We start from the raw sequence: 24,916 nt of genomic DNA on the forward strand, positions 1-24,916 counted from the left end.
TGATTCAGATCAACCGCGCGCCGCTTTCGGCTGCCGATACTGGACTTTTACATCCACCTGCAAAGTTCTGAAGACCATGGCCCACCTTGTATGGAAGACCGAGCTCAATACGGGGATCCATGAGATCGACACGCAGCACCAGCGCATCGTGCAGTACATCAATGCACTGGACGATGCCCGCCGCACGAACGACCGCAAGGTCGTGGGCCGGATCATCGAAGAGACCATCGACTACACCGCCTCGCACTTCGCGTTCGAGGAGGCCATGATCGAGGACGCGGGCTACCCCTTCACGGGCCCGCACCGGAAGGTGCACGAGATCTTCGTGCGCCGCGTCACCGAATTCCGCACGCGCTTCGAGCACGGCGAAGAGGTGCTGGCCGAGCTGCACGACATGCTCTCGCGCTGGCTGTTCAACCACATCCGCCATGAGGACGGCGCCTACGTGCCGACCGTGAAGGCGCACCTGCACACGACCGATTCGTCGGCGGAAGTGCTGGTGCATGCGCAGGTGCGCAAGGCGGTGCAGCAAGGCGGCGCCGCGGGGCAGGTCAAGATGGGGTGGATGCGGCGCCTGTTCGGCGGGTGACGCGGCTTTGACGCCGCGCCACGGCCGCGTCACTCCTCGACGAAGGCTTCTTCGCGCTTGGCCTTCACCGAAGGCAGCAGCACCACGATGAGCAGCAGCGCCGCGGCGGCCAACAGCCCCGCCGACAGCGGCCGCATGACGAACACGCTCCAGTCGCCGCGCGACAGCAGCAGTGCGCGTCGCAGGTTCTCTTCCATCATCGGCCCGAGGATGAAGCCCAGCAGCAGCGGCGCGGGCTCGCACTTGAGCTTGAGGAACAGGTAGCCCACGATGCCGAAGATCGCGACCATCCACACGTCGAAGGTGTTGTTGTTCTCCGAGTACACGCCCACCGCGCAGAACAGCACGATCGACGGAAAGAGCCACTTGTAGGGAATGGTCAGCAGCTTGATCCAGATGCCGATCATCGGCAGGTTCAGCACGATGAGCATCAGGTTGCCGATCCACATCGAGGCGATCAGGCCCCAGAACAGCTCGGGGTTGCTGGTCATCACCTGCGGGCCCGGCTGGATGTTGTGGATGGTCATCGCGCCCACCATCAGCGCCATCACCGCGTTGGGCGGAATGCCCAGCGTCAGCAGCGGAATGAACGAGGTCTGCGCACCGGCGTTGTTGGCCGACTCCGGTCCCGCCACGCCGCGGATGTTGCCCTTGCCGAAGGGCACCTCGCCCTGCTTGAGCTTGATGCGCTTCTCGATGGTGTAGGCCGCGAAGGCCGACAGCAGCGCGCCGCCGCCCGGCAGGATGCCCAGGGCGGAACCCAGCGCCGTACCGCGCAGCACCGCTGGCGTCATGCGCCGGAAGTCTTCCTTGGTGGGCCACAGGCCCTTGACCTTGGCGGTGAACACCTCGCGCTCATGCTCGGGCACGGCCAGGTTGGCGATGATCTCGCCGTAGCCGAACACGCCCATCGCGATCGCGATGAAGCCGATGCCGTCGGTGAGTTCAGGGATGTCGAAGCTGTAGCGCGCCACGCCCGAGTTCACGTCGGTGCCCACGAGGCCCAGTGCCAGTCCGAGCAGGATCATCGTGATGGCCTTGAGCAGCGAACCCGAGGCGAGCACCACGGCGCCGATCAGGCCCAGGATCATCAGCGAGAAGTATTCGGCCGGACCGAACTTGAAGGCCAGCTCCGTCAGCGGCGGTGCGAAGGCCGCAAGAATGAGCGTGCCGACGCAGCCTGCGAAGAACGAGCCCAGGCCCGCCGCGGCGAGCGCCGGCCCGGCCCTCCCCTTGCGCGCCATCTGGTAGCCGTCGATCACGGTCACCACCGACGACGATTCGCCCGGCAGGTTGACCAGAATGGCGGTGGTCGAACCGCCGTACTGCGCGCCGTAGTAGATACCGGCCAGCATGATCAGCGCCGACACAGGCGGCAGCGCGTAGGTGGCGGGCAGCAGCATCGCGATGGTGGCCACGGGGCCGATGCCCGGGAGCACGCCGATCAGCGTGCCCAGCAGGCAGCCGACGAAGGCATAGACAAGGTTCTGCGCGGTGAAGGCCACGCCGAAGCCGATCGAGAGGTTGGTAATCAGGTCCATTGTTCTCTTGGATTTCTTGTTGTTCTGCGCGGGTCAGCCGGCGATGAAGGTGGGCCACACCTGGAACTGCAGCTTCAGCGCCACCACGAAGGCCAGGTAGCTGCCGAGCGCGAGCACCGTTGCCAGGAGGGTCACGCCCTTCCAGCCGAAGCTGTCGCCCGCCAGGCTCGCGATGAAGGTCAGCGCATAGATCGCGACAATGAGCCCCATCGACGGCAGGCCGATGCTCGGCAGCCCGCCGAGCAGCACGCCGAACACCAGGTTGGCGCCGATGATGAACAGCAGCGGCTTCCATGCGATGCGGCCCACGGGCTCGCCGTCGGCGGTCTCGACCGTGAGGGCCTTGAACGTGATCAGCACGCCCATGCACGCGATGAGGATGCCCACGATGAGCGGAAAGTAGCCGGGGCCCATGCGGGCGCCGGTGCCCACGTTGTAGGTCGTGGCGCCCCATGCGAAGGCCACGCCGAAGGCGCTGAAAAGCACGCCCGAGCAGAAGTCTCTCTGACTCTTGATTCTCACCGTTGATGTCTCCTGGAACTGCGTTGATCGGCACAGGATGTGCGTCAGCGATCCTAGGAATTCAGCGCGGCGGTGTGTATGAACAAAGCATTGCCATTCGGCAATGTTCGAGGCGCAAGAAGACGGTGAAGGCGCCGCTCAGCCGTCCGCCGTCGGCAGGTCGATGCAGGCGCGCAGGCCCGGGCGGGCATCGCCGAACTGCAGGCGCCCGCCATGCAGCGCCACCACCGCCTGCACGCTCGCGAGCCCCAGGCCGTGGCCCGGCGTGCTGTGGTCCAGCCGATGGAAGCGCACGCCCAGGCGCTCGTACTCGGTGCTCGGAATGCCGGGGCCGTCGTCCTGCACGAACAGCTGCGCACGCCCGTCGACCGTGTGCGTGCCGATGCGCACGGTGGCGCCGGCCCCGCCGTACTTCAGCGCGTTGTCGAGCAGGTTGGCCGCGGCACCCGCGAGCAGGTCGCGGTCACCGAGCGCGATGGCGCGGTCGGCAGGCTCGCGCAGCAGCGCGATGCCCCGCACCTCGGCCACCGCCTCGTACAGCTCCGCCACGTCGTCGGCAATGACATGCAGCGCCACCGGCGCGAACTGCTGGCGCCGCGCGCCGGCCTCGACCTCGGCGATCTGCAGCAGCTTCTCGAACATCACCGCCAGCTCCTCGAGCTCGCGGATGGCGGTGGCCACGGCCTCGCGCTGCGGATGGTGGGCGTCGCCGAGCCCCGCCTCCACCGCACGCAGGCGCACCAGCACGCGCGTGAGCGGCGTGCGCAGGTCGTGCGCGATGGTGTTCGACACGTGGCGCACGCCGTCCATCAGCGACTGGATGCGGTCGAGCATCGCGTTGATGTCGCCTTCCAGCAGCGCGAACTCGTCCTCCTGGCCCGAAGGCGCCACGCGCTCCTGCAGCTCGCCCGCCGCGATGCGCGCGGCCGTGCGCCGCACCGCACCCACGCTGCGCTCCAGCTCCTGGCGGAAGACAAAGGTGCCGCCGATGAGCAGCAGCACCGCCACGATGCCCGCCGCCGCGCTGGCGCTCACCACCAGCGATTCGATCGACTCCTGGTCGCGCAGGTCGTGCCCCACCACGAGCATGCCGCCGTCGGGCAACGGGCGCATCACGAGATAGGCGATGACGGTCTGCCCCGCGCGCACCACGCGGCGGTGCACGCCGTCGCCCGCGTCGGGCGCCAGCGAGGGCATCTGGTCGAGGTTGCCCGCGCGCTTGTTTCCGTTGCGGTCGGTGAGCAGGTAGATCTCGTTGTCGGAGTTGCGGCCGTCGGAGAGCGCATGGGCGATCTCGCCCGCCACGCCCTCGGCGCCACGCGCTTCGTAGCGCACCACCAGCTGCTGCACGCTGGCGGCCACCTGCCGCACCATGCGCTGCTGCAGCACGCCGACGGTCTGCATGTAGACGATGGCCAGTGCGGCCAGCATCGTGATGGCCACCAGCAGCCCGTAGTAGAAGGCGAGCCGGAAGCCGACCGAGCGCCACAGCTGGCGCAAGGCCCGGGTCATTGCGGCGCGGCCAGCGTGTAGCCCACGCCGCGCACGGTGTGGATCAGCGTCGGCACGCCGCCCGCATCGAGCTTGCCGCGCAGGCGGCTCACCTGCACGTCGATCACGTTGGTCTGCGGGTCGAACTGGTAGTCCCACACGGCTTCGAGCAGCATGGTGCGCGTGACCACCTGGCCCGGATGCATCATGAGATAGGCCAGCAGCCTGAACTCGCGCGGCTGCAGCGCGATGGGCCGGCCGCCGCGCTCCACGTGGCGGCGCGCCAGGTCGAGCGTGAGATCGGCCAGCTGCAGCGTGCGGATCTCGGGCCCGGTGCGCGAGCGCCGCACCAGCGCCTCGGCGCGCGCCGCGAGTTCGGAAAAAGCAAAGGGCTTGGCCAGGTAGTCGTCGCCGCCGGCCTTGAGCCCGCGCACGCGCTCGTCGAGCGCGCTCAAGGCGCTGAGCACCAGCACCGGCGTCTTCTTGCCGAGCGCGCGCATCGTGGTGAGGATCGACAGGCCGTCCACGTCGTTGGGCAGCATGCGGTCGAGGATGACGAGGTCCCACGTCTCGCCCGTGGCGCGCGCGAACGCATCCGCGCCATCGCGGCTGATCACCGCCACATGGCCGAGCGAGCGGAAGCCTTCGGCGATGTAGCGCGCGTTGTCGGCATCGTCCTCGACGATGAGGCAGTTCCAGATGACGGTGGGGCCGAGCACGTCAGTCGGTGCGGCCACGGCAAGAAATACCCATGGATGGCGGTGCGGTTGTGCTCACGTTGCGGCCCCTGGAATGCGGGGGCCTGCAATGCAAATGCTAGCCCAGGTGGAAGCGGGAAAAGCCCGCGCTTCATTACCGTTTGTCCATGTAAGGCGCGTGGGCGCGCGTGGGCGAAGGGCGCTGCGGCCCCTCCTCAACCCAACGGCTCAGATCACGCGCGAATGAACGCGAGCAAGTCGGCGTTGATGACTTCCGCATTCACGGTGCACATGCCGTGCGAGAAGCCGGGATAGACCTTGAGCTCGCTGTTCTCGATCAGCTCGGCCTGACGCAGCGCGCCCGCCTTGTAGGGAACGATCTGGTCGTCGTCTCCCGCCATGATGAGCGTCCGCACCTTGATGGCTTTCAGGTCTTCCGTCTGGTCGGTCTGCGAGAACGCCTTGATGCCTTCGTAATGGGCCTTGGCGCTGCCCATCATTCCCTGGCGCCACCAGTTCTGGATGACGCCCTGGGAAACACTCGCTCCGGGCCGGTTGTAGCCATAGAACGGTCCCGAAGGCACGTCGAGGAAGAACTGCGCCCGGTTGTCGGCCAGCGCCTTGCGAAAGCCATCGAACACCTCGACCGGGGTGCCGCCCGGATTGCTCTCCGTCTTCACCATGAGCGGCGGGACCGCACTGATCAGGACGGCCTTGGCGACGCGGCCCTGCGGCTGGCCATGCCTGGCGACGTAGCGCGCCACCTGGCCACCGCCGGTCGAATGACCGATATGGACGGCGTTCTTCAGATCCAGATGCTCGACCACCGCGGAGGCATCCGCCGCGTAGTGGTCCATGTCGTGTCCATCGCTGACCTGCGACGAGCGTCCATGCCCGCGGCGGTCGTGAGCGACGACGCGGTAGCCCTGGGCCAGGAAAAACAGCAGCTGTGCGTCCCAATCGTCTGCGCTCAGGGGCCAGCCGTGATGGAAGACAAGAGGCTGCGCACTCTGGGGCCCCCAATCCTTGTAGAAGATCTGAACCCCATCCTCGGTCGTCACATAGGCCATGGTCTTGACTCCTTGCTGTGCAATGGCAGGTTGAACGGGCTTGAGCCGCGCCCCCTGTGAAGTCGGCCGCGATGCACGGGGCAGCGGCACCGACGGCGAGAGAGGCCGAGCACCCCCTCGCGGGAACGCCCCTCGGCTCGGAGCAGACTTTAAGATTGAACCGGGCTTCAGTGTCAATACGCCTTGCGCCGTCAGGGGCAGCGACCGGGCGCAGACAGAAGGCACTCCGTTTTCGCGCGGGCACGGTCGTCAGCAACCATGGTGCGTGCTCTGCGCGCGAAGCCGATGGCGAAGAGCAGCCCTCGCCCCCTCACTCCACCGTCACGCTTTTAGCGAGGTTCCGCGGCTTGTCGACGTCCGTCCCACGCGCACACGCCGTGTGATACGCCAGCAGCTGCAGCGGCACCACGTGCAGCAGCGGCGACAGCGCGCCGTAGTGCTCGGGCATGCGGATCACGTGCAGGCCTTCGCCGCTGGCGATCTGCGTGTCGCCGTCGGCCAGCACGTAGAGCACGCCGCCGCGGGCGCGCACTTCCTGCAGGTTGCTCTTGAGCTTTTCGAGCAGGGCGTCGTTCGGCGCCACGGCGACCACGGGCATCTCGCTCGTGACGAGCGCGAGCGGGCCGTGCTTGAGTTCGCCGGCGGCATACGCCTCGGCGTGGATGTAGGTCACTTCCTTGAGCTTGAGCGCGCCTTCGAGCGCGATCGGGTAGTGCAGGCCGCGGCCCAGGAACAGGGCGTTGTCCTTGCGCGCGAAGTCTTCGGCCCAGCCGATGATCTGCGGCTCGAGCGCCAGCACCGACTGCAGCGCGACGGGCAGGTGGCGCATTTCCTTCAGGTAGCGCGCTTCGTCGAGCGCGCTCAGGCGGTCCTTGGACTGCGCGATGGCCAGCGTGAGCAGGAACAGGCCCGCGAGCTGGGTGGTGAAGGCCTTGGTCGAGGCCACGCCGATTTCGACGCCGGCGCGCGTGATGTAGGCCAGCTTGCACTCGCGCACCATGGCGCTGGTGGCGACGTTGCAGATGGTCAGCGTCTGTTCCATGCCCAGCGAGCGCGCGTGCTTGAGCGCGGCCAGCGTGTCGGCGGTTTCGCCCGACTGGCTGATGGTGACGACCAGCGTCTTGGGGTCGGGCACGGAGTCGCGGTAGCGGTACTCGCTGGCGATCTCGACCTGGGTGGAGATCTTCGCGATGCTCTCGAGCCAGTACTTGGCGGTGCAGCCGCTGTAGTAGCTGGTGCCGCAGGCCAGGATGAGGATCTTGTCGATGTCCTGGAACACGCGGTGCGCGCTCGCGCCGGTGGCGCCGTCCTGCCCGATGCCGTCGAACAGCTCGGGCACGATGCCCTCGACGCCTTCGAGCGTGTCGCCGATGGCGCGCGGCTGCTCGAAGATTTCCTTTTGCATGTAGTGGCGGTACGGGCCCAGCTCGGCCGCGCCGCTGTGGGCGTGCACGGTGCGCACGGTGCGGGTGACGGGCTTGTGGTTCTTGTCGACGATCCAGTACTTGCCCGGCTGCAGGTCGACCACGTCGCCTTCTTCGAGGTACACGATCTGGTCGGTCACGCCGGCCAGTGCCATGGCGTCGCTGGCCAGGAAGTTCTCGGTGCCGTCCTTGCCCGCGCCGAGGATCAGCGGCGAGCCGGCGCGCGCACCGATGACGCGCTGCGGTTCGTCGCGGCAGATGACGGCGATGGCGTAGGCGCCGTGCAGCTGCAGCACGGCGGCCTTGACGGCTTCGAACAGGTCGCCGTTGTAGAGGCTGTCGACGAGGTGGGCGATGACCTCGGTGTCGGTCTGGCTCTCGAACACGTAGCCCTTGGCCTCGAGCGCGGCGCGCAGCGGCTCGTGGTTCTCGATGATGCCGTTGTGCACGAGCGCGATGCGGCCCGGGCGCGCTGCGGGCGCGTCGGCGCCGACGCCGTGGCTGAAGTGGGGGTGGGCGTTGTGCACGGCCGGTGCGCCGTGGGTGGCCCAGCGCGTGTGGGCGATGCCGGTGAGGCCTTCGACCTTGTCGTCGCGCACCTGCGTCAGCAGGTCGGCCACGCGCGAGGTGGTGCGCGCACGGCTCAGGCCGCCCGCATGCACCGCGACGCCGCAGGAGTCATAGCCGCGGTATTCGAGCCGCTGAAGGCCCTGGACCAGGACCGGAACGATGTCGCGATGGGAGGCTGCGCCGACGATGCCGCACATGGGGTGTACCTTGTCTTGAAGAACAGAAGGGCTCGATGGTAGGGAGACACCCAAGAAATATGGCGTCTAAATTTCCTAGATTTCGGACTTTTATTTCACCAAAACCCATAGATGGAGTTTTATTCCATAATTTCAATCCATATGGAATCAATCTCCCTCGACGCCATCGACCTCAAGCTGCTCGACGCGCTCCAGAACGACGCTTCGCAGACCAACCAGCGCCTGGCCGCCGAGGTGGGCATCTCGCCGCCGACCTGCCTGCGCCGCGTGCAGCGCCTGCGCCAGGAAGGGCTCATCGAGCGCCAGGTCGCCCTGCTCTCGCCCGACCGCCTCGCCACGGTGCTGGGTCACGGCCTGCAGGCGGTGGTGGAGATTTCGCTCGACCGGCAGGACGCCGCCGCGCTCGACGCCTTCGAGGCCCGCGTGATCGCGGACGACGCGGTGCAGCAGTGCTGGCGCGTGTCGCCGGGGCCCGATTTCGTGCTGGTGGTGGTGGCGCGCGACATGCCCGGCTACGGCGCGCTGACGCAGCGGCTGTTCACGGCCGACGCCAACGTGCGCAACGTGAAGGCGTTCTTCAGCCTCAAGCGCGCGAAGTTCGGGGCCCGCATGCCGCTGGGCTGACGCTGGTTCTGTGCGCGATCAGCGTTCGCTCGCCGCCTCGCGCAGCGCCTCGAGGAAGGTGCGCCGCCACCAATGGATGTCCTGCGCCCGGATGCGCGACAGCAGTTTCTGGTGCCGCTCGCGTCGCTCTTCCAGCGGCATCTGCAGCGCCTGCTGCACCGTCTCCGCGGTGCCGTGCGTGTCGTACGGGTTCACCAGCAGCGCTTCCTTCAACTGCTCGGCCGCGCCCGCGAAACGCGACAGCACCAGCACGCCGGGGTCGGCCGGGTCCTGCGCCGCGATGTACTCCTTGGCCACGAGGTTCATGCCGTCACGCAGCGGTGTCACCAGCCCCACGGCCGCCGCGCGGCACAGGCCGGGCACACGGCGGCGCGCCACCATGCGGTGGATGTAGCGCACGGGCATCCAGTCGAGTTCGCCGTAGTCGCCGTTGATGGCGCCGCACAGCGATTCGAGTTCCTTGCGGATGTCGGCGTAGGCATCGACCGTCTCGCGCGTGGGCGAGGCGATCTGGATCAGCGTGGCGCTGCGGCGGTTCTCGGGGTAGTTGGCCAGCAGCTCGCGGAACGAACGCACGCGCTGCGGGATGCCCTTCGAATAGTCGAGCCGGTCGATGCCCAGGAGCAGCCGGCGGCTCGAGTACTCGCGCTTCATGGTCTCGTACATGTCGCGCGACTCCTTGGCGTGCGTGAGCGCCGCAAACTCGTCCACATCGATGCCGATGGGGAAGGCGTTGCAGCGCACCGTCTGCCCGTAGGCGCGGTACATGTCGTTGCCCAGGTACTCGCCATGGGCCTCATTGCGCACGTAGTGCTCGAAGTGCTGCACGTCCTGCTGCGCCTGGAAGCCGATCAGGTCGTACGAGAACAGCGAGCGCATCAGCCATTCGTGCTGCGGAATGGCCGCGATGATGATCTGCGGCGGCAGCGGAATGTGCAGGAAGAAACCGATGCGCTGCTTGCAGCCCATCGCGCGCAGCTCGGCGGCCAGCGGCATCAGGTGGTAGTCGTGGATCCAGATGATGTCGTCATCCTTCAGCAGCGGCATCAGCTTGCGCGCGAACAGCTGGTTCACGCGCCGGTAGCCACCGATGAAGCCGGCATCGAAATGCGCCAGGTCCAGGCGGTTGTGGAACACCGGCCAGAGCACGTCGTTGCTGTAGCCCAGGTAGTAGCTGTCGTGGTCGTCGCGGCTCAGGTCGAGCGTGGCCAGCGTCACCTTGCCGGCCTGCTGCTTGTGCAGCTCGCCTTCGCCCGTGGGCCCGCCCTCGACGATCTGCCCACTCCAGCCAAACCACAGGCCGCCGCTTTGCTGCAGGCTCTCGCCCAGGGCCACGGCCAGGCCGCCGGCGGCGGGCTTGCGCGGGTCGGCCACGCGGTTCGAAACAACGACAAGACGACTCATATGCACGAATCCCAGGGAGCGGACAGGCGCACGGCCGCATTGATGATGCCGACCATCGAATAGGTCTGCGGAAAGTTGCCCCACATCTCGCCCGTGACCGGGTGCGTGTCTTCCGACAGCAGGCCCAGCGGGTTGCGTGCCGCCAGCATGGTCTCGAAGATCTGGCGCGCCTCGGCCTTGCGGCCGATCTTGGCCAGCGCGTCGATGCGCCAGAAGGTGCAGATGTTGAAGGCGGTCTCGGGCTTGCCGAAGTCGTCGGCCGCTTCGTAGCGGCGCATGTAGGGGCCGTCGCACAGCGACTTTTCCATCGCGTCGACGGTGGAGATGAAGCGCGGGTCGCGCGCATCGATCAGGCCCACCTCGACCATCAGCAGGATGCTCGCGTCGAGCTCGTGCCCGCCGAAGCTTTCGGCAAAGGCCTGGCGCTCTTCGCACCACGACTTGGCAAGAATCTCTTCCTTCATGCGTGCGGCATGGCCGTGCCAGTAGGCGGCGCGTTCGGGCAACTCCAGCGTGCGCGCGATCTTGGCGAGGCGGTCGCACGCGGCCCAGCTCATGAGGGCCGAGCTGGTGTGCACGCGGGCGCGCGTGCGCAGCTCCCACATGCCGGCGTCGGGCGTGCCGTACACGCGCACGGCCTGCTCGCCCACCGCCTCCAGGTGCGGAAACTCCGCCACGCCCGCGCGGCTGAGCAGCCGGTGGTCATGAAAAGCCTGTGCCGCGCCGAGCACGATGTTGCCGTACACGTCGTGCTGGAAGTGCTCCTGCGCCTGGTTGCCCACGCGCACCGGACCCATGCCGCGGTAGCCGGGCAGGCCCTCGACGAAGGACTCGGGCAGCTCGCGCTCCAGCCCGATGCCGTACAGCGGCTGGATGTGCTCGCCGTGCGAGCCGATCACCACGTTGCCGAGCCAGCGCAGGTAGTCTTCCATCGTGCCCACTTCGCTCAGCGAGTTGAGCGCGCGCACCACGAAGAAGGCGTCGCGCAACCAGCAGTAGCGGTAGTCCCAGTTGCGCTGGCTGCCCGGCGCCTCGGGGATGCTGGTGGTCATGGCGGCGACGATGGCACCGGTGTCCTCGTACAGCGAGAGCTTGAGCGTGATGGCCGCGCGGATCACCGCGTCCTGGTACTCGAAGGGAATGGCCAGGCGCTTGCTCCAGGTGCGCCAGTAGGCGATGGTTTCCTGCTCGAACTTGCGCGCGGTGTCGGCGATGCCTTCGAGCAGCGTCTCGTCCACGCCGAACATGAAGTTGTACTCGCGCGAGATCACGAAGGGCTGGCGCGACAGGATGTGCGAGATCGACGCGTCGGTGTTCAACCGCAAGGTCACGTCGGGCCCGACGTAGCGGATGTGGTTGCTGCCGCGCGTGACCTCGGTCGGCGCCGAGGCGCCCCACTGGAAGCGCGGGTCGAGCGCCACGCGGATGCGCGGCGCGCCGGCAATGGGGCGCACGCGGCGCACCATCATGAGCGGACGGAAGTAGCGCGAGCGGCTGTGAAAGCGCGGCGCGAAGTCGGTGATCTCGATGCCCTGCCCCGCGCTGTCGAACAGCTGCGTGCGCAGCACGGCGGTATTGGGCTCGTACCACTGCTTGCTGGAGGCGAAGTCCTCGATCTCGATGGCCCAGGCGCCGGCCTCCTCGCCGGGGTGCAGCAGCGCGTTGAAGACCGGGTCGCCGTCGAAGCGCGGCAGGCAGCACCAGACGGCGCGGGCGCGCGCATCGATGAGCGCGCTGTAGGCGCAGTTGCCGATCACGCCGACATTGAGCGAGGGCTCGGCCGGCGGCGCGAAGCCGCGCGGCGGTGCCGCAGCCACCTTCGCGGCGTCGACGGGCGCCTGGTCGTCGGGGCCCGCCGCGCCGGCCAGGGCGTCGCCCGCGCGGTCCTCGGGGGCCACCGGCAGTTGTTGTTCGCTCATGCGGGGCTCCTCGGTGATGCTTTGTGGTGATCGGGTGCGGCCAGCAGGTCGCGGGCCTGCACCAGCCATTCGTAGACCGCGCGCGGCGATTCGAGCCGATGCAGCGCCAGGCTGGGCCCGGCGCCGACCTTGATCGCGACCCCGCCGCGCGGCTGCACGACAGCAAAACCGCTCTCGTCGGTGGTGTCGTCGCCCGCGAAGACCGGCGTGCGGCCCGCGAACGGCGCTTCGGTCATGAAGGCTTCGATCGCGAGGCCCTTGTTGACGCCCGAAGGCTTCACTTCGAACACGAACTTGCCGTGCATGAGCTCGAGCTGCGGACGGCCTTCGATGGCGCGCGCCATCGCGTCGCGGCACACGGCCTCCAGCTGCGGCGCGAGCCGGTAGTGCAGCGCGATGGCGCCGTGCTTGCGCTCGACCAGCAGGCCTTCGTGGATGCGCGCGAGCTCGTTCGCCACCTCCAGGATAGGCACGAGGTCGGGCGGGCGCTGCTCCTGCATGCCGCCTTTGGCATCGCGGCGCTGCACGCCGTGCTCGCCGGCCGCGGGCAGCCGCAGCGGCGCGAGAAAGCGGTCGATGGCATCGATCTGGCGCCCCGACACCACGGCGAGCGCGCCGCCGAGCAGGTCGCGCAGGTCGCTCAGCAGGGGCACGAGGGCGGGCGGCACCTCGATGGCTTCAGGCGTGGCGGCGAGGCCGACCAGCGTGCCGTCGAAGTCGAGAAAAAGGGCGGCGTCCCGGCCCGGCGGAGGTGGCAACTGGGCGTTGCTGCTGGAGGACTTTGGCATTGGGAAAAACCATAGCACGGCTCGCACGCGGCGCGTGTCGGCCAAAGTCCCGGCGTGCGCCGATGACGGGGATTCAGTCGGCCGTGGCCGGCAACGAGGCCTTCACCGCCGCGATGCGCGCACGGTGGATCGCCTCGCCGATGCGCGGCCCGGTGGCGCCGGCCTGCTGCGCCTCGCGCGCCACCACGTCGGTGGCCACGGCCTGGGCCGCGGCGAGCACCGCGAGCAGGCGCGGACGCTGCGGGTAGGCCGTGTCCTCGAAGCCGAGCCGGCCGCGCGCGTCGCATTCGCAGGCCAGCAGCGCCTCGGCGAAGCGCGCCGGCTTGCGGAAGGCGTCGCAGCGCTCCAGCAGCCGCACCAGCGGCGTTGCGTCGAGCGCGCCGCTGCGGTGGATGTTGCCGTGCTCGCGCGCCACCACCTCGGCCAGCTCGCGCAGCTCCACCGGCACGCGCCAGCGTTCGCACACGGTCTGCAGCAGGTCGACGCTGCGCAGCTCGTGGTTGATGTGGCGCGGCAGCATGTCGGCGGGCGTGGTGCCCTTGCCGAGGTCGTGCATCAGGCAGGCGAAGCGCACGGGCAGCGTGGCGCCCAGCCGCGCGCTGGTGTCGAGCACCATCATCAGGTGCACGCCGGTGTCGATCTCGGGATGGTGCTGCGCCGGCTGCGGCACGCCCCAGAGCCGGTCGACCTCGGGCAGCAGCACGGCAAGCGCGCCGCACGCGCGCAGCACCTCGAACATGCGCGAGGGCCGCGTTTCCATCAGGCCGCGCGCGAGCTCCTGCCACACGCGCTCGGGCACCAGCGCATCGACCTCGCCGGCCGCGACCATCTCGCGCATCAGCGCCATGGTTTCGGGCGCGACGGTGAAGTCGTCGAAGCGCGCGGCAAAGCGCGCCACGCGCAGGATGCGCACCGGGTCTTCGCGGAAGGCGTCGGTGACGTGGCGCAGCACCTTGTCGCGCAGGTCGCGCTGGCCGTGGAAGGGGTCGGCCAGGGTTTCGGGGCGAGGGTCGAAGCTGCCGTCGGCGCCCACGTGCTCGGCGGGCAGCGCGATGGCGTTGACGGTCAGGTCGCGCCGGGCCAGGTCCTGCTCCAGCGTGACGTCGGGCGCCGCATGCACCACGAAGCCACGGTAGCCCGGCGCGCTCTTGCGCTCGGTGCGGGCCAGCGCGTACTCCTCGCGCGTGCGCGGATGCAAAAACACGGGGAAATCGCGCCCCACGGGCAGGTAGCCGCGCGCCACCATGGCCTCGGGCGTGGCGCCCACCACCAGCCAGTCGTGGTCGGACACGGGGCGGCCCAGCAGCCGGTCGCGCAGTGCACCGCCGACGAGAAAAATGTTCATGAGTGCAGTGTAGGGATACTCTCCCCGCAAAAAAAAGAACGGTCGTTCGATAATCGCCGAGCGATGCGAACGACCGTTCGTAAATTCGCATCGCGCGAAGCACCGGTCGCTGGCCGGTGCCCCCGTGCGCGGGGCTGTTTTCAACACCCAAGGAGCATTCACAGCTATGAAGAAACTCACAACAACAGCATCGTTGGCATTGGCGGCACTCGGGGTCCTGGCATCGGGCAGCGCCCTGGCGCAGAACGCGGGCGACTGGGTCGTCGGCACCGGCTGGTTCCACCTGTCGCCGCAGGATTCGAGCAAGCCGCTGACCGTGACCTCGCCCGTGCACAGCGTGCTGGCCGGCTCGGGCGCGAGCGTCACCAACTCGGACACGCTGGGCCTGAACGTCGCGTACTTCATCGATCCCCACTGGGCCGTCGAGGGCGTGCTCGGCGTGCCGCCCAAGTTCAAGCTCAACGGCAGCGGCACGCTGGCGCGCGTGGGCGAACTCGGCCAGGCCCGCCAGTGGAGCCCGACCGTGCTGGCCAAGTACTACTTCAACGAAGGCAACGACGCCTTCCGTCCGTTCGTGGGCCTGGGCGCCACTTACGTCTGGTACAGCGACGTGAAGCTCACGTCGAACCTGCAAGGCGCGCTGGCCAGCCAGTTCCACGTGCGTCCGTCTTCGGTGAACACCACCGCCAAGCTCGACAGCTCGTTCGCGCCCGTGCTCAACGCCGGCGTGGCCTACCAGTTCGACAAGCACTGGGGCGTGTCGTTCTCGGTGTCCTACATCCCGCTGAAGACCAAGGCCAAGCTCACCACGACCAGCATCACCGGCCTGCCGGTGGCGCGCAGCGAGGCGAGCCTGAAGCTGAACCCGATCGTCACCTACCTGGCGGCGACGTACCGGTTCTGATGAAGTCCGAAGGGCCTCAGTCGCGCGAGGTGCGGTAAGGCTCGTCGAAAGCCACGAAGGTTTTTTCAGCCAGGGCGCCGTCGATCCACGCGGCGACGCCTGGCAGGGCCGCCACGCGCGCGATGTACGCGTCGATGGCCGGCGGCACCGGCAGGCCGTAGCCGCGGATGCGCATGCCCACCGGCGCGAAGAAGGCGTCGGCGATGGTGAAGGCGCCGAACAGCATCGGGCCGCCGTGGCGGTCGAGCAGCTCGGTCCACATCTGCACGATGCGGTCGAGGTCTTCCTGCACGCCGGGCTGCTCGGCCAGCAGCCGCGCGCCCACCTCGGGCAGCGAGGCCTCGATGTTCATCGGGCAGTTGCCGCGCAGATTGGTGAAGCCCGAGTGCATTTCGGCGCAGATGCTGCGCGCGCGGGCCCGCTCGGCCACGCCCTGGGGCCACAGCTGCTTCTCGGGGAAGCGCTCGGCCAGGTACTCGGCAATGGCCAGCGTGTCCCAGACGGCCAGGTCGCCGTCGACCAGCACCGGCACCTTGGCCACCGGGTTGATGGCGCCGATCACGTGCTTGAACTGCGAGGTGGCATCGAACGAATCGAAGCGCACCATCACCTCCTCGAAGGGAATGCCGGCCTGGGTCATGAGCACCCAGGGGCGCATGGACCACGACGAGTAATTCTTGTTGCCGATGTAGAGCTTGGACATCTATCTGGGTCTCCGGGTCAGTGCGGGAATGCGGGGCAAAGCCGTCGATGCTAGCCGGGCGGCGGGCTGCGATTGATGACGAAGGCGGCGCGAATTGATGCAGGCCGCTTCAGCGGTCGCCGTCCTGGCGGGATTCGGGCGGGACGATCACGCGCGGGCCGGAGGCGTCCGTGGATGGCTTCACGACGCGTTCGATCAGGCCCACGAGGCGCGGCACCAGCGACAGCACCGCGAGCGCCAGCAGCGCGCTGAACACGGCCGTGACCTCGCGGCCGAGCCCGCAGGCCATGCCGATGGCGGCGGTCATCCACAGCCCGGCAGCGGTGGTGAGGCCCTGCACGTGGGATTCGTCCTTGCCCTGCTTGAGGATGGTGCCGGCGCACAGGAAGCCGACGCCGGCCACCAGCCCCTGGATCACGCGGCTCATGTCGGCCGGCACGATGCCGGTCTGCTGCGGGATCAGCACGAAGAGCGCCGAGCCGATGGCCACCAGCATGTGCGTGCGCACGCCGGCCGCCTTGCCCTGCTGCTCGCGCTCGAAGCCGAGCAGGAAACCCAGCACGGCCGCCAGCAGCAGCCGCACCGAGATGCGCGTGAGCTGCGCGACATCGCCCACGTCCGAGAATTCGGACGCGACGGTGTCGAGCACCTCGTCGCGCCAGCTCATGTCAGGGCAGGTCCTTGTTGGGTTCCGGCTCGTTGGCGTTGCGCGGGCCCACGCGGCCCAGGCGTTCCTTCAGCGACTGCGGCTTGCCGCTGATGATGGCGGCGTAGTTGGTGGTGTTGGCCAGCACCTTCTTCACGTAGTCGCGCGTCTCGTTGAAGGGCACGTTCTCGGCCCAGATGGCCGCGTCGATCACCGGGCCGTTGCGCCAGTTGCGCGGGCGGCCCGGGCCGGCGTTGTAGGCCGCGGCGGCCAGCGCCATCGAACCGTCGAAGTCGTCGAGCGCGAGCTTCAGGTAGTTGGTGCCGATGGTGATGTTGGTCTCGCGGTCGTTGATCTGGCCGGGCGTGAAGTCGGTCAGGCCGATCTTGCGGGCGGTCCAGCGCGCCGTGGCGGGCATGACCTGCATCAGGCCCGAGGCGCCGACGCCCGAGCGCGCGTCCATGATGAAGCGGCTTTCCTGGCGGATCAGGCCGTACACGTATGCGGGGTCCAGGCCGATGTCCTGGCTCTTGCGCAGCACCGTGTCGTGGAAGGGCATGGGGAAGCGCTGCTCGACGTCGATCACGCCCTTGGTGCGCTCGCTGGTGTTGATGCAGCGGTCCCACACCTCGCGCTGGCAGGCCAGGTCGGCGGCGGCCAACAGGGCGCGGTCGTCCATGCCGCCCTTGTCGTGCAGGTTGGTGGCGTAGTTCCACTCGCGCGTGCCTTCGGAGCGCAGGCCCATGCCGATGGCCTGCAGGCCGCGCTGCAAGCCCGGGTTGGTGCGCGCGGCGTTCTTTTCTTCGGGCGTGAGCGGCGCGGGCCGCGTGGCCGCCACGACGCGCTGGCCCAGCTCTTCGAGCGCCAGCATTTCGTAGAAACCGCGCGTACCGGCAATGCTGGTGTACAGCTCGCGGGCCTGGGCGCGGCGCTCGTCGCCGCCGGCGCTGCTGAGCGCGCGGGCCTTCCAGTAGACCCAGGTCGGGTCCTGCTGGGCGGCGTCGCTCATGGCGTTGATGGCGGGCGCAACGTCCTTCCACTGGCTGGCGCGCAGGGCGGCGCGCACGCGCCAGCCGAGCATGTCGTCGGACAGGTCGCTGTTCTTCGTGACGTTGCCGAAATAGCTCACGGCCATCGGCGAGAGCTTGTTCGCGGCCGCACGGCCGATGGTGCCCCAGACCCAGTTGCGCTCTTCGGCGGAAAGCATCGGGCCCCACTTGCCGTCGAGCTGCGCGGCGCCCTGGTCGGGGTCGGCCACCGCGATCTTGATGAGCGCGAGCACCACCAGTTCCTTGCGCGACTTGGCGGCCACGAAGGCGCGGCCCGTGAGGAACTTGGCGGCGCTGGCGTTGACCTCTTCGAACAGCGGCAGCGCGTCGGGCGCGGCGATGGTGACGGCGCCACGCGCGGCCGCGGGCCGGTTGGCCTCGATGGCCAGGCGCGCCTTCTTCCAGGCGTCGTTGGTCGTCATCAGGCGGGCCGCGACCATGCGGTCGGCGGCGGTGAGGCAGCCGTCGTCGCTGTCCTTCTGCGCGAACCAGTTGCGGCGCACCTCGTCGGCCTGCGCCTGCGTGGCCGTGCCGGTGCGCAGCGTGTCGACCAGCACCGCGTAGCAGCGCACCTGGGCGTCGTCGCCCATGCGGAAGCCGGCGATGTTGGCGGCAAAACCGTCCCAGTCGCGGCGCTGGCCGAGCAGCAGCAGCCAGTCGTTGCGCAGGCGGTCTTCCTGGTAGGTGTTGGGATAGCGCGCGTAGAAGTCCTGCACCTCGTTGGGCGCGGCTTCCTGCAGGCGGGCCTTGAGCTCCCAGTAGGCGGCCCAGGGTTCGAGTGCGTGGCCGCGGGCCTGCGGCAGCAAGGCCGTGAGACGGGCCTTGTCGCCGCGCTGGAAGGCCTGCTTCATCTGGACCAGCACGTCGTCGTTGGTGTTGTTCTGCGCGGCGGCGGGCTGTTGCGACAGCAGCGCGGCGAGTGCGAGAACGGCGGAAAAAACCAGGGCGGGCGCGCCGCGACGCTGACGAGCGCGCGCGGATGCCAAAATGCTTGGGAACTGCATCGGGGGATTATGGACAAGTCAAAGGATGCCGACACCTCGGCCACGGCGAGTTTTCTGAAGGGTCAACTGCGAAAGGCGCTCATCGAGCAGCGCCTGGCGCTGCCCGACCGCCTCGCGCGGGCCGACCTGTTGCAGCGGGTGATGCGGATCTGGCTGGTCGGCCGGCCCGACACCGTGATCGGCGCCTACTGGCCGATCAAGGGCGAGTTCGACCCGCTGCCCGCACTGCATCGCTGGAAGGAAGACGGCGAACTCATGGAAGAAACGCAGCGCCGCCGCATCGGACTGCCGGTGATCGACAAAGTTCACAAGACGCTCACCTTCCATGCCTGGTACCCGGGCTGCCAGATGGAAGAAGACGCCTACGGCATTCCCAAGCCCAAGGACACCGAGCTGATCGTGCCGACCCTGCTGTTCGTGCCCTGCGTGGGCTACAGCGCGGGCGGCTACCGGCTGGGCTACGGCGGCGGTTTCTACGACCGCACGCTGGCGGCGCTCGAGCCCCGGCCGTTCACCGTGGGGCTGGGCTTCACGAACGGCTTCCTCGAAGACTTCGAGCCCGAGGCGCACGACCTGCCCCTGGACGCCATCCTCAACGACAACGGCGTCGTCTGGCCAGTCACTTGACTCTCCCCCAGGCTGCGCGCACTTCGTGTCGCTTCGCCAACCCCCTCGCCGGGGGCAACACCAGCGGCCCGGCAAAGCCGGTTCCGCGGTGTTCCTGGAAGGGACAAATCCTTTCCGTCAATCGAGGTTGTCGACGGTGTCGGGGTCGGGCACCTCGCCGATGGTCTGGCGCGTGGTCACGGCCTGCGCCTCCAGCCAGTCGGAAAAGGCCTTGATCTCGGGCCGCAGCGCATTGCGCGGCCCCGAGATGAGCCAGTAGGCCATCGGTGAATCCAGCCGGTGCTGCGGCAGCACCTCGATCAGGTCGCCGTTGGCCAGGCTTTCGGCAATGAGCGAGCTGCGCGCCAGCACCAGGCCCTGGCCCGTGAGCGCGGCCTGCACCATCTGGTACGCATAGTTGAAATAGAGCCAGCGCTTGGGCTGCGCGCGCTCCAGCCCGTTCACTTCGAACCAGCGCCGCCACGTGAGCCATTCCAGGTGCGTGCGGTGCGCGTCGCCGGCCTCGATGAGCGTGAAGCGGGCGATGTCGGCCGGCGTCTTGATCGGCGGGTTGCTCTTGATGAGCCACGGGCTCGCCACCGGCGTCAGCGTTTCGCCGAACAGCCGCACGGCGCCGGGCGGCATGCCTTCGGGCGGGCCGTAGCGCAGCGCGATGTCCACGTCGGCCACGTCGAGGTCGACCGCGATGTCGCTGGCGTCGATGCGGATGTCGATCTCGGGGTTGTCGCGCTGGAAGGCCTCCAGCCGCGGGATCAGCCACATCGACGCGAACGAGGCGAAGGTGGTGAGCGCGACGCTCTTGCGCCCCGCGCTCTGGCGGATCTGCCGCACGGCCATGTCGATGCGCGGCAGCGCCTGCTGCACCGACAGCAGCAGCTGCGCCCCGGCGCTGGTCAACTCGACCGCCCGCGTGTGGCGCAGGAACAGCGACACGCCCACTTCCTCTTCGAGCGACTGGATCTGCCGGCTCACGGCCGACTGGGTGAGCGCCATTTCCTCGGCCGCGGCGCGGAAATTGAGGTGCCGCGCGACCGCCTCGAAGGCCCGCAGGTGCCCCGCCGAAATGGGGCGGGAGCGCAGGTGGGTTTGCGAATGTTGCATGGGTATGACTTTGGTGTGCGTTCCCGGCGCCCAGTTGATTGATGCGGGAATCGCATCAGTAGGCTACCTCGTTTTCATTGGACCTCCAAGGCCGCAAAAACGATCATTCATTCCCGAACTGCGCCAACCTCTCTGTCTGTCAAAGGCGCTTCGGATCAGCCAAGGAGTCCTCATCATGTCCACCGCCGTCTGCACCAACGAATCGCTCGCTTCCCTGTCCCGTTCCACCCGCACCGCGGCCATTCCGCCGGCCGTGCGCCGTGGCGCCTGGCAGATTGCGCCCGGCGAGGCGATGAGCCTGAAGGCGCGGTCGGCGAGCGTGCTGCGCGTCAAGCAGGGCCGCGTGTGGGTCACGCCCGACGCCACCGCCCATGGCCCCAGCGAAGACATCGTGCTGGCCCCGGGCGAGTCGCTCACCGTGGCCGCCGGCCAGCGCATCGTCATGGAAGCCTGGGATGGCTACGGTGCCACCTACGTGTGGGACCCGGTCTGACCGACCGCCTGCACTCCCGGCTCTTCTGAACAAAGGCGGCTTCGGCCGCCTTTTTCTTTGCCCGTCGTTTTCAGTTTTCCGTCAGTCAGCCGGTCAGGTGCTGATGTCGAAGCTGGCGCGCAGCGCCAGGAAGTGCGCCAGCGCCGCCTCGCCGCGCAGGGCCCGCAGGCCCGAGACCGGGTCCGGGCCTTCGCATTCGGCCAGGCCCATCGCAAACCCGCTGTAGCGCCGGGCGGCCAGCGGGCCGTCGTGGACCACCACGAGCGCCACGTGGCGCGGATCGCGCTGCAGCCGCGCCATCAGCGCCTGCACCGCCTCGCGCGGCCCCTCGAAATGCTGGCAGAAGCACTGGCCGTCGAACACCAGCAGGCCGGAGATGCCGTCCTCGGCGTTGCGCGCGCGGGCCTGGGTGACGATCGCGCCCACGGTGGCGGGCGGCAGGTCGGGGGCGAGCAGGCTGCAATAGAGGAATTCGTACAGGAGTTCTGCAGAGGCTTGTTCTTGTGTCATGCGGTGCAAGAAGGGGACATCGTTTCGAGTCTAGGGGGCCATCCTGCGCCTCGAAATGTCAAAAGACATAGCCCCGCCAGCCTATAGTGCTGCGTGAAGTTCGAGGACTACCCCGTTGCCGCCTCCCCGCCGCAGGGTGCGAACCCCTGCGAACACTGCGCGCTGCGGCGCCTGGAGGCCTTCCTGCCGGTGACGGCGCAGCAGTTGAGGCGATCCAGTCCTTTCGCAGCGGCACCCGGCGCGTCGAGGCGGGCGGCACCATCGTCGACGAGCACCGCGCCAGCCCGCAGCTGTTCACGCTCTACGCGGGCTGGGCCTTCCGCTACAAGACCCTGAGCGACGGCCGGCGGCAAATCCTGGGTTTCCTGCTGCCCGGCGACTTCATCGGCCTGCAGGACGAGTTCGCCGACGGCCAGACCCACGGCGTCGAGGCCGTGACCGACGCCACGCTGTGCGCCTTCGCGCGCGAACGGCTGTGGGCGCTGTTCCAGACCCAGCCCCGGCTCGGCTACGACATCACCTGGCTGGCCGCGCGCGAGGAAAAGCTGGTGGACGACCACCTCGTCACCGCCGGGCGTCGCAACGCCGGCGAGCGCGTGGCCATGCTGCTCATGCACCTGTACCGGCGCGCCCAGCGCGTGGGCATGGTGCGCGACGGCTGGGTGGAGTTTCCGTTCAACCAGCAGCACATCGCCGACGCGCTGGGGCTGTCGCTGGTGCACACCAACAAGACGATGCGGCGCTTGCAGCGCCTGGGCCTGTACAAGCTCGACGGCGGCTGGCTGCGCATCCTGGAGCCGCACGCGCTCGAAACGCTGGGCGACTACTTCGAGCGCCCGCTGCGCCCGGTGCCGATGATCTGAAGGCGCTGCCTGCCTCAGCGCGCCGCCACCAGCTGCCGCAGGTCGCCCTGGTAGGCCTGCAGCCGCCGCACCGCTTGCTCGCGCTGCGTGGCGCTGGTGGTGTTGTGCAGCGCCGCCAGGTTGCGGCAGCCTTCCTGCAGCAGCGCCTGCTGCTGGTCGCGCCACGGGCCGGGCGGCGGATCGGCGATGCGCTGGATGTAGGCATGCAGCGCGGCGCGGGCCTCGGCCGGCGAAGCGCGCGGGCCGCCGTTGCCGCCCAGGAAGCCGCGCAGCAGCACCAACGCCTCCTGCTGGCGCTGGCGCCGCTCCTCGTACGCCAGCTTCGGGCTGAACACCGATTGCGCCACCTGCTGGCGCAGCAGCGCGCGCTGCTCGGTCGTGAGGCGGCCGTAGAAGTCTTCCTGGCGCTCGAGGAACTGGTCGTAGCGCTTCTCCTGCACCTGCGCGGGGCTGCGATCGAGCCAGTCCTTGCGGTAGTCGGTGTTGTTCTTCGCGTACTTGCGTTCGAGCTGCTGCAGCTGCGCGTCGCTCAGGCTCAGTGCGAGTTCGGCGCTGGCGGCCTCGGCGCGCTCGGTGACGGCGAGCAGGCGCTCGCGGACGCGGTCGGCCAGCTGGCAGGCCTGGGCCGGCGTCACCTCGGCGCTCGCCAGGCCCTGGGCCTCCTGCAGCAGGCCGATGATGCGCGGCAGCTCGTTCTGGCGGTGCCAGGCCAGCAGTTGGGCGAGCTCGTCGCGCACCTTGGGGGTCTGGGCGCCGTCGAAGTCGAAGTAGCCGTCGAGCCACCAGTAGCTCAGCTCGGGCAGGTTGTTGTAGGCGAGCTTGACCGCGCTGCAAGCCCCCAGGGCAGCGGCCAGCAGCAGCACACCGATAATTCGGGCCAGTCCAGCACAACGAATCCGGGAAGAAAAGCGCATGAATCAGACTCCGCAGCAGAGCAACCAGGGACCGGTCGACGTCGTCATCATGGCGGCCGGCAAGGGCACGCGCATGAAGAGCAAGCTGCCCAAAGTGTTGCATCGTTTGGCCGGCCGCGCATTGCTGGCCCACGTGACCGACACCGCCGCGCGCATCGGCGCGCGCCATGTCGTGGTCGTGACGGGCCACGGCGCCGAGCAGGTCGAGTCCGCCATCAAGGCCACCGCCGTGAACGCCGCCGCCCTCGGTTTCGCGCGCCAGGAGCCCCAGCTGGGCACCGGCCACGCCGTGCAACAGGCCACGCCGCAGCTGCCGGACGACGGCACGGTGGTGATCCTGTCGGGCGACGTGCCCCTGATCGCCGAAGACACGCTGCGCACCCTCATCGCTGCCAGCGGTGGCGAGCGGCTCGCCCTGTTGACCATTGAACTCGACGACCCCACGGGCTACGGCCGCATCATCCGCACCCGTGCCGGCGGCGAGGTGACGGCCATCGTCGAGCACAAGGACGCCACCGAGGCGCAGCGCGCCGTGCGCGAGATCAACAGCGGCGTGATGGCCGCGCCCGCGCGGCTGCTCAAGGGCTGGCTGGCGCGGCTGGACAACAAGAACACCCAGGGCGAGTACTACCTGACCGACATCGTGAAGTTCGCGGCCGACGACCGCGTGCCGGTGGTGGCGCATGTCACGACCGACGCGCTGCAGGTGGCCGGCATCAACAGCCCGGCCCAGCTCGCGGCGCTGGAGCGCGCCTGGCAGCTGCGCCAGGCCAACGCGCTGATGGAACAGGGCGTGCGCCTGGCCGATCCGGCGCGCTTCGACCTGCGCGGCACGCTGAGCTGCGGCGCCGACGTCGACATCGACGTCAACTGCGTGTTCGAAGGCACGGTGTCGCTGGGCGAAGGCGTGCGCATCGGCGCGAACTGCGTCATTGCCAACGTGCGCATCGAGGCGGGCGCGGTGATCCACCCCTTCACCCACATCGACGGCGAGAAGGCCGGCGTGACGGTGGGCGCAGGCGCGCTGGTCGGGCCGTTTGCGCGGCTGCGGCCCGGTGCCCAGCTGGGCGCCGAGGTGCACATCGGCAACTTCGTCGAGGTCAAGAACTCCACGCTGGCGGCCGGGGCCAAGGCCAACCACCTGGCCTACCTGGGCGACGCCACGGTGGGCGAGCGCGTGAACTACGGCGCGGGCAGCATCACGGCCAACTACGACGGCGCCAACAAGCACCGCACCGTGATCGAGGCCGACGTGCACGTGGGCAGCAACTGCGTGCTCGTGGCCCCCGTGACCATCGGCGCGGGCGGCACCATCGGCGGCGGCTCGACGGTGAACAAGTCGACCGAGCCCGGCGCGCTGACCGTGGCGCGGGGCAAGCAGGTCAGCTTCGCGAACTGGAAGCGGCCGCAGAAGTTGCCGAAGAACTGACGGCGGCTTCGGGTTCTGGTTCGGGGCAGGCGCCCTGCCCCGGACCTCACCACCCCGTCAGCAGGCGCACGAAGCGCATCACCGGCCGTGCCGCCACCGGCGCCGTGGCCAGGGCGACGCGCTGGGGCGCATGCACCCGCAGGTGCACCGCCGTCACCGCCGACACCTCGATCCACCCGCCCTGCGGCACGCAGTGCATGTCGCCCTCGCCGAGCAGCGTCTCGGTCATGAACACCGTCTCGCCCAGCCAGCCCGGCGGCGACACCACGCGAGCGCGGCCCTCGGCCAGCTGCAGCCAGGCGCCCGCGTCGACCGCGGTGCGCAGCGACTGGCCGGGTTCGAGGACGATGGAATCGGGGGCTTCGGACAGGGTGGTGATCATGGCGGACCTCGGGTGGATGTGGGCTTCATCGTAGGAATTCCGCCGCCCGAAAAACAGGCACACCCGACGGCTATTGCGACCGGAACAGCCGGGCCGCCACGCCATCTGT

24 protein-coding genes are annotated in these 24,916 nt (G+C 68.8%); 7 read left to right on the top strand and 17 right to left on the bottom strand.

Going from position 1 to position 24,916, the window contains the following annotated elements:
* Nucleotides 1-76: 76 nt before the first annotated feature.
* Entirely contained in the window at nt 77-589 is a 513-nt protein-coding gene (locus ACAM52_RS23665; protein ID WP_307695548.1) for a bacteriohemerythrin, read from the top strand.
* 29 nt (nt 590-618) lie between these two features.
* On the opposite strand, the gene ACAM52_RS23670 is transcribed toward ACAM52_RS23665, so the two are convergent.
* The 6 genes from ACAM52_RS23670 to glmS all read right to left on the bottom strand — a co-directional run bounded on the left by ACAM52_RS23670 (nt 619) and on the right by glmS (nt 8,102).
* On the bottom strand, nt 619-2,130 hold the full coding sequence (locus tag ACAM52_RS23670) for a tripartite tricarboxylate transporter permease (protein WP_070060062.1): 1,512 nt from the start codon (nt 2,128-2,130) through the stop codon (nt 619-621).
* A 33-nt stretch (nt 2,131-2,163) separates the two neighbouring features.
* Complete coding sequence (locus tag ACAM52_RS23675; RefSeq protein ID WP_062481184.1) at nt 2,164-2,652, bottom strand: tripartite tricarboxylate transporter TctB family protein; 489 nt, start codon at nt 2,650-2,652, stop codon at nt 2,164-2,166.
* 138 nt (nt 2,653-2,790) lie between these two features.
* Entirely contained in the window at nt 2,791-4,164 is a 1,374-nt protein-coding gene (locus tag ACAM52_RS23680) for an ATP-binding protein (RefSeq protein ID WP_369644720.1), read from the bottom strand.
* Nucleotides 4,161-4,844 carry a response regulator transcription factor gene (locus tag ACAM52_RS23685; RefSeq protein ID WP_369647772.1) on the bottom strand — a complete coding sequence of 228 codons (684 nt, stop codon included), beginning with the start codon at nt 4,842-4,844 and terminating at the stop codon, nt 4,161-4,163. Before ACAM52_RS23685 ends, ACAM52_RS23680 begins: the two co-directional genes overlap by 4 nt.
* Nucleotides 4,845-5,074: 230 nt before the next feature.
* Nucleotides 5,075-5,911: an alpha/beta hydrolase gene (locus ACAM52_RS23690; protein WP_354345619.1), complete on the bottom strand. Its 837-nt coding sequence runs from the start codon at nt 5,909-5,911 to the stop codon at nt 5,075-5,077.
* A gap of 310 nt (nt 5,912-6,221) precedes the next feature.
* Entirely contained in the window at nt 6,222-8,102 is a 1,881-nt protein-coding gene (gene glmS / locus ACAM52_RS23695; RefSeq protein WP_070060065.1) for a glutamine--fructose-6-phosphate transaminase (isomerizing), read from the bottom strand.
* Between the two features lie 141 nt (nt 8,103-8,243).
* On the opposite strand from glmS, the gene ACAM52_RS23700 reads away from it, so the two are divergent.
* On the top strand, nt 8,244-8,726 hold the full coding sequence (locus tag ACAM52_RS23700; protein WP_159273915.1) for an Lrp/AsnC family transcriptional regulator: 483 nt from the start codon (nt 8,244-8,246) through the stop codon (nt 8,724-8,726).
* A gap of 18 nt (nt 8,727-8,744) precedes the next feature.
* On the opposite strand, the gene otsA is transcribed toward ACAM52_RS23700, so the two are convergent.
* The 4 genes from otsA to ACAM52_RS23720 all read right to left on the bottom strand — a co-directional run bounded on the left by otsA (nt 8,745) and on the right by ACAM52_RS23720 (nt 14,182).
* On the bottom strand, nt 8,745-10,130 hold the full coding sequence (otsA, locus tag ACAM52_RS23705) for an alpha,alpha-trehalose-phosphate synthase (UDP-forming) (protein ID WP_062481194.1): 1,386 nt from the start codon (nt 10,128-10,130) through the stop codon (nt 8,745-8,747).
* The gene (locus ACAM52_RS23710; protein WP_369644721.1) at nt 10,127-12,049 is read right to left on the bottom strand and encodes a glycoside hydrolase family 15 protein; all 1,923 of its coding nucleotides are present in this window, start codon (nt 12,047-12,049) and stop codon (nt 10,127-10,129) included. The genes otsA and ACAM52_RS23710 overlap by 4 nt, the downstream gene beginning before the upstream one ends.
* Nucleotides 12,046-12,837, bottom strand: a complete 792-nt coding sequence (otsB, locus tag ACAM52_RS23715; RefSeq protein ID WP_369644722.1) for a trehalose-phosphatase — start codon at nt 12,835-12,837, stop codon at nt 12,046-12,048. Before otsB ends, ACAM52_RS23710 begins: the two co-directional genes overlap by 4 nt.
* A gap of 73 nt (nt 12,838-12,910) precedes the next feature.
* On the bottom strand, nt 12,911-14,182 hold the full coding sequence (locus ACAM52_RS23720) for a multifunctional CCA addition/repair protein (RefSeq protein WP_369644723.1): 1,272 nt from the start codon (nt 14,180-14,182) through the stop codon (nt 12,911-12,913).
* Nucleotides 14,183-14,348: 166 nt separating this feature from the next.
* Here ACAM52_RS23720 and ACAM52_RS23725 point away from each other — a divergent pair, with 166 nt between their 5' ends.
* Nucleotides 14,349-15,086 carry an OmpW family protein gene (locus ACAM52_RS23725; protein ID WP_062477953.1) on the top strand — a complete coding sequence of 246 codons (738 nt, stop codon included), beginning with the start codon at nt 14,349-14,351 and terminating at the stop codon, nt 15,084-15,086.
* A 16-nt stretch (nt 15,087-15,102) separates the two neighbouring features.
* Here the strand turns inward: ACAM52_RS23725 and ACAM52_RS23730 are convergent, their stop codons facing one another.
* From ACAM52_RS23730 to ACAM52_RS23740, 3 genes are all read right to left on the bottom strand, one after another.
* Nucleotides 15,103-15,789: a glutathione S-transferase family protein gene (locus ACAM52_RS23730; protein WP_139705311.1), complete on the bottom strand. Its 687-nt coding sequence runs from the start codon at nt 15,787-15,789 to the stop codon at nt 15,103-15,105.
* A gap of 109 nt (nt 15,790-15,898) precedes the next feature.
* A complete protein-coding gene (locus ACAM52_RS23735) occupies nt 15,899-16,456 on the bottom strand; it encodes an MgtC/SapB family protein (RefSeq protein ID WP_369644724.1) in 558 nt (185 codons plus the stop codon).
* Between the two features lies 1 nt (nt 16,457).
* Nucleotides 16,458-18,488 (bottom strand): lytic transglycosylase domain-containing protein, encoded by a 2,031-nt coding sequence (locus ACAM52_RS23740; protein ID WP_070060072.1) that lies wholly within the window; start codon nt 18,486-18,488, stop codon nt 16,458-16,460.
* Nucleotides 18,489-18,497: 9 nt separating this feature from the next.
* Between ACAM52_RS23740 and ACAM52_RS23745 the strand changes: the two genes are divergently transcribed.
* On the top strand, nt 18,498-19,115 hold the full coding sequence (locus ACAM52_RS23745; RefSeq protein WP_062477936.1) for a 5-formyltetrahydrofolate cyclo-ligase: 618 nt from the start codon (nt 18,498-18,500) through the stop codon (nt 19,113-19,115).
* Nucleotides 19,116-19,232: 117 nt separating this feature from the next.
* Here ACAM52_RS23745 and ACAM52_RS23750 read toward each other — a convergent pair whose 3' ends face one another.
* Nucleotides 19,233-20,216 carry a LysR substrate-binding domain-containing protein gene (locus ACAM52_RS23750; protein WP_062477933.1) on the bottom strand — a complete coding sequence of 328 codons (984 nt, stop codon included), beginning with the start codon at nt 20,214-20,216 and terminating at the stop codon, nt 19,233-19,235.
* Between the two features lie 175 nt (nt 20,217-20,391).
* Here ACAM52_RS23750 and ACAM52_RS23755 point away from each other — a divergent pair, with 175 nt between their 5' ends.
* Nucleotides 20,392-20,709 (top strand): DUF2917 domain-containing protein, encoded by a 318-nt coding sequence (locus tag ACAM52_RS23755; protein ID WP_062477930.1) that lies wholly within the window; start codon nt 20,392-20,394, stop codon nt 20,707-20,709.
* A gap of 93 nt (nt 20,710-20,802) precedes the next feature.
* On the opposite strand, the gene ACAM52_RS23760 is transcribed toward ACAM52_RS23755, so the two are convergent.
* A complete protein-coding gene (locus tag ACAM52_RS23760) occupies nt 20,803-21,219 on the bottom strand; it encodes a BLUF domain-containing protein (protein WP_095948220.1) in 417 nt (138 codons plus the stop codon).
* 86 nt (nt 21,220-21,305) lie between these two features.
* Between ACAM52_RS23760 and ACAM52_RS23765 the strand changes: the two genes are divergently transcribed.
* On the top strand, nt 21,306-22,082 hold the full coding sequence (locus tag ACAM52_RS23765) for a Crp/Fnr family transcriptional regulator (RefSeq protein WP_369644725.1): 777 nt from the start codon (nt 21,306-21,308) through the stop codon (nt 22,080-22,082).
* Nucleotides 22,083-22,096: 14 nt separating this feature from the next.
* Here the strand turns inward: ACAM52_RS23765 and ACAM52_RS23770 are convergent, their stop codons facing one another.
* Nucleotides 22,097-22,996 carry a DUF6279 family lipoprotein gene (locus tag ACAM52_RS23770; protein ID WP_369644726.1) on the bottom strand — a complete coding sequence of 300 codons (900 nt, stop codon included), beginning with the start codon at nt 22,994-22,996 and terminating at the stop codon, nt 22,097-22,099.
* On the opposite strand from ACAM52_RS23770, the gene glmU reads away from it, so the two are divergent.
* Nucleotides 22,995-24,425, top strand: coding sequence for a bifunctional UDP-N-acetylglucosamine diphosphorylase/glucosamine-1-phosphate N-acetyltransferase GlmU (glmU, locus tag ACAM52_RS23775; protein WP_159278524.1), 1,431 nt, complete (start codon nt 22,995-22,997; stop codon nt 24,423-24,425). The two genes, ACAM52_RS23770 and glmU, sit on opposite strands and share 2 nt — an antisense overlap.
* A 46-nt stretch (nt 24,426-24,471) precedes the next feature.
* Here the strand turns inward: glmU and ACAM52_RS23780 are convergent, their stop codons facing one another.
* Nucleotides 24,472-24,807: a hypothetical protein gene (locus ACAM52_RS23780; protein ID WP_369644727.1), complete on the bottom strand. Its 336-nt coding sequence runs from the start codon at nt 24,805-24,807 to the stop codon at nt 24,472-24,474.
* Between the last annotated feature and the right edge of the window lie 109 nt (nt 24,808-24,916).

This window comes from Variovorax sp. V118, from assembly GCF_041154445.1.
GTDB lineage: Bacteria > Pseudomonadota > Gammaproteobacteria > Burkholderiales > Burkholderiaceae_C > Variovorax > Variovorax boronicumulans.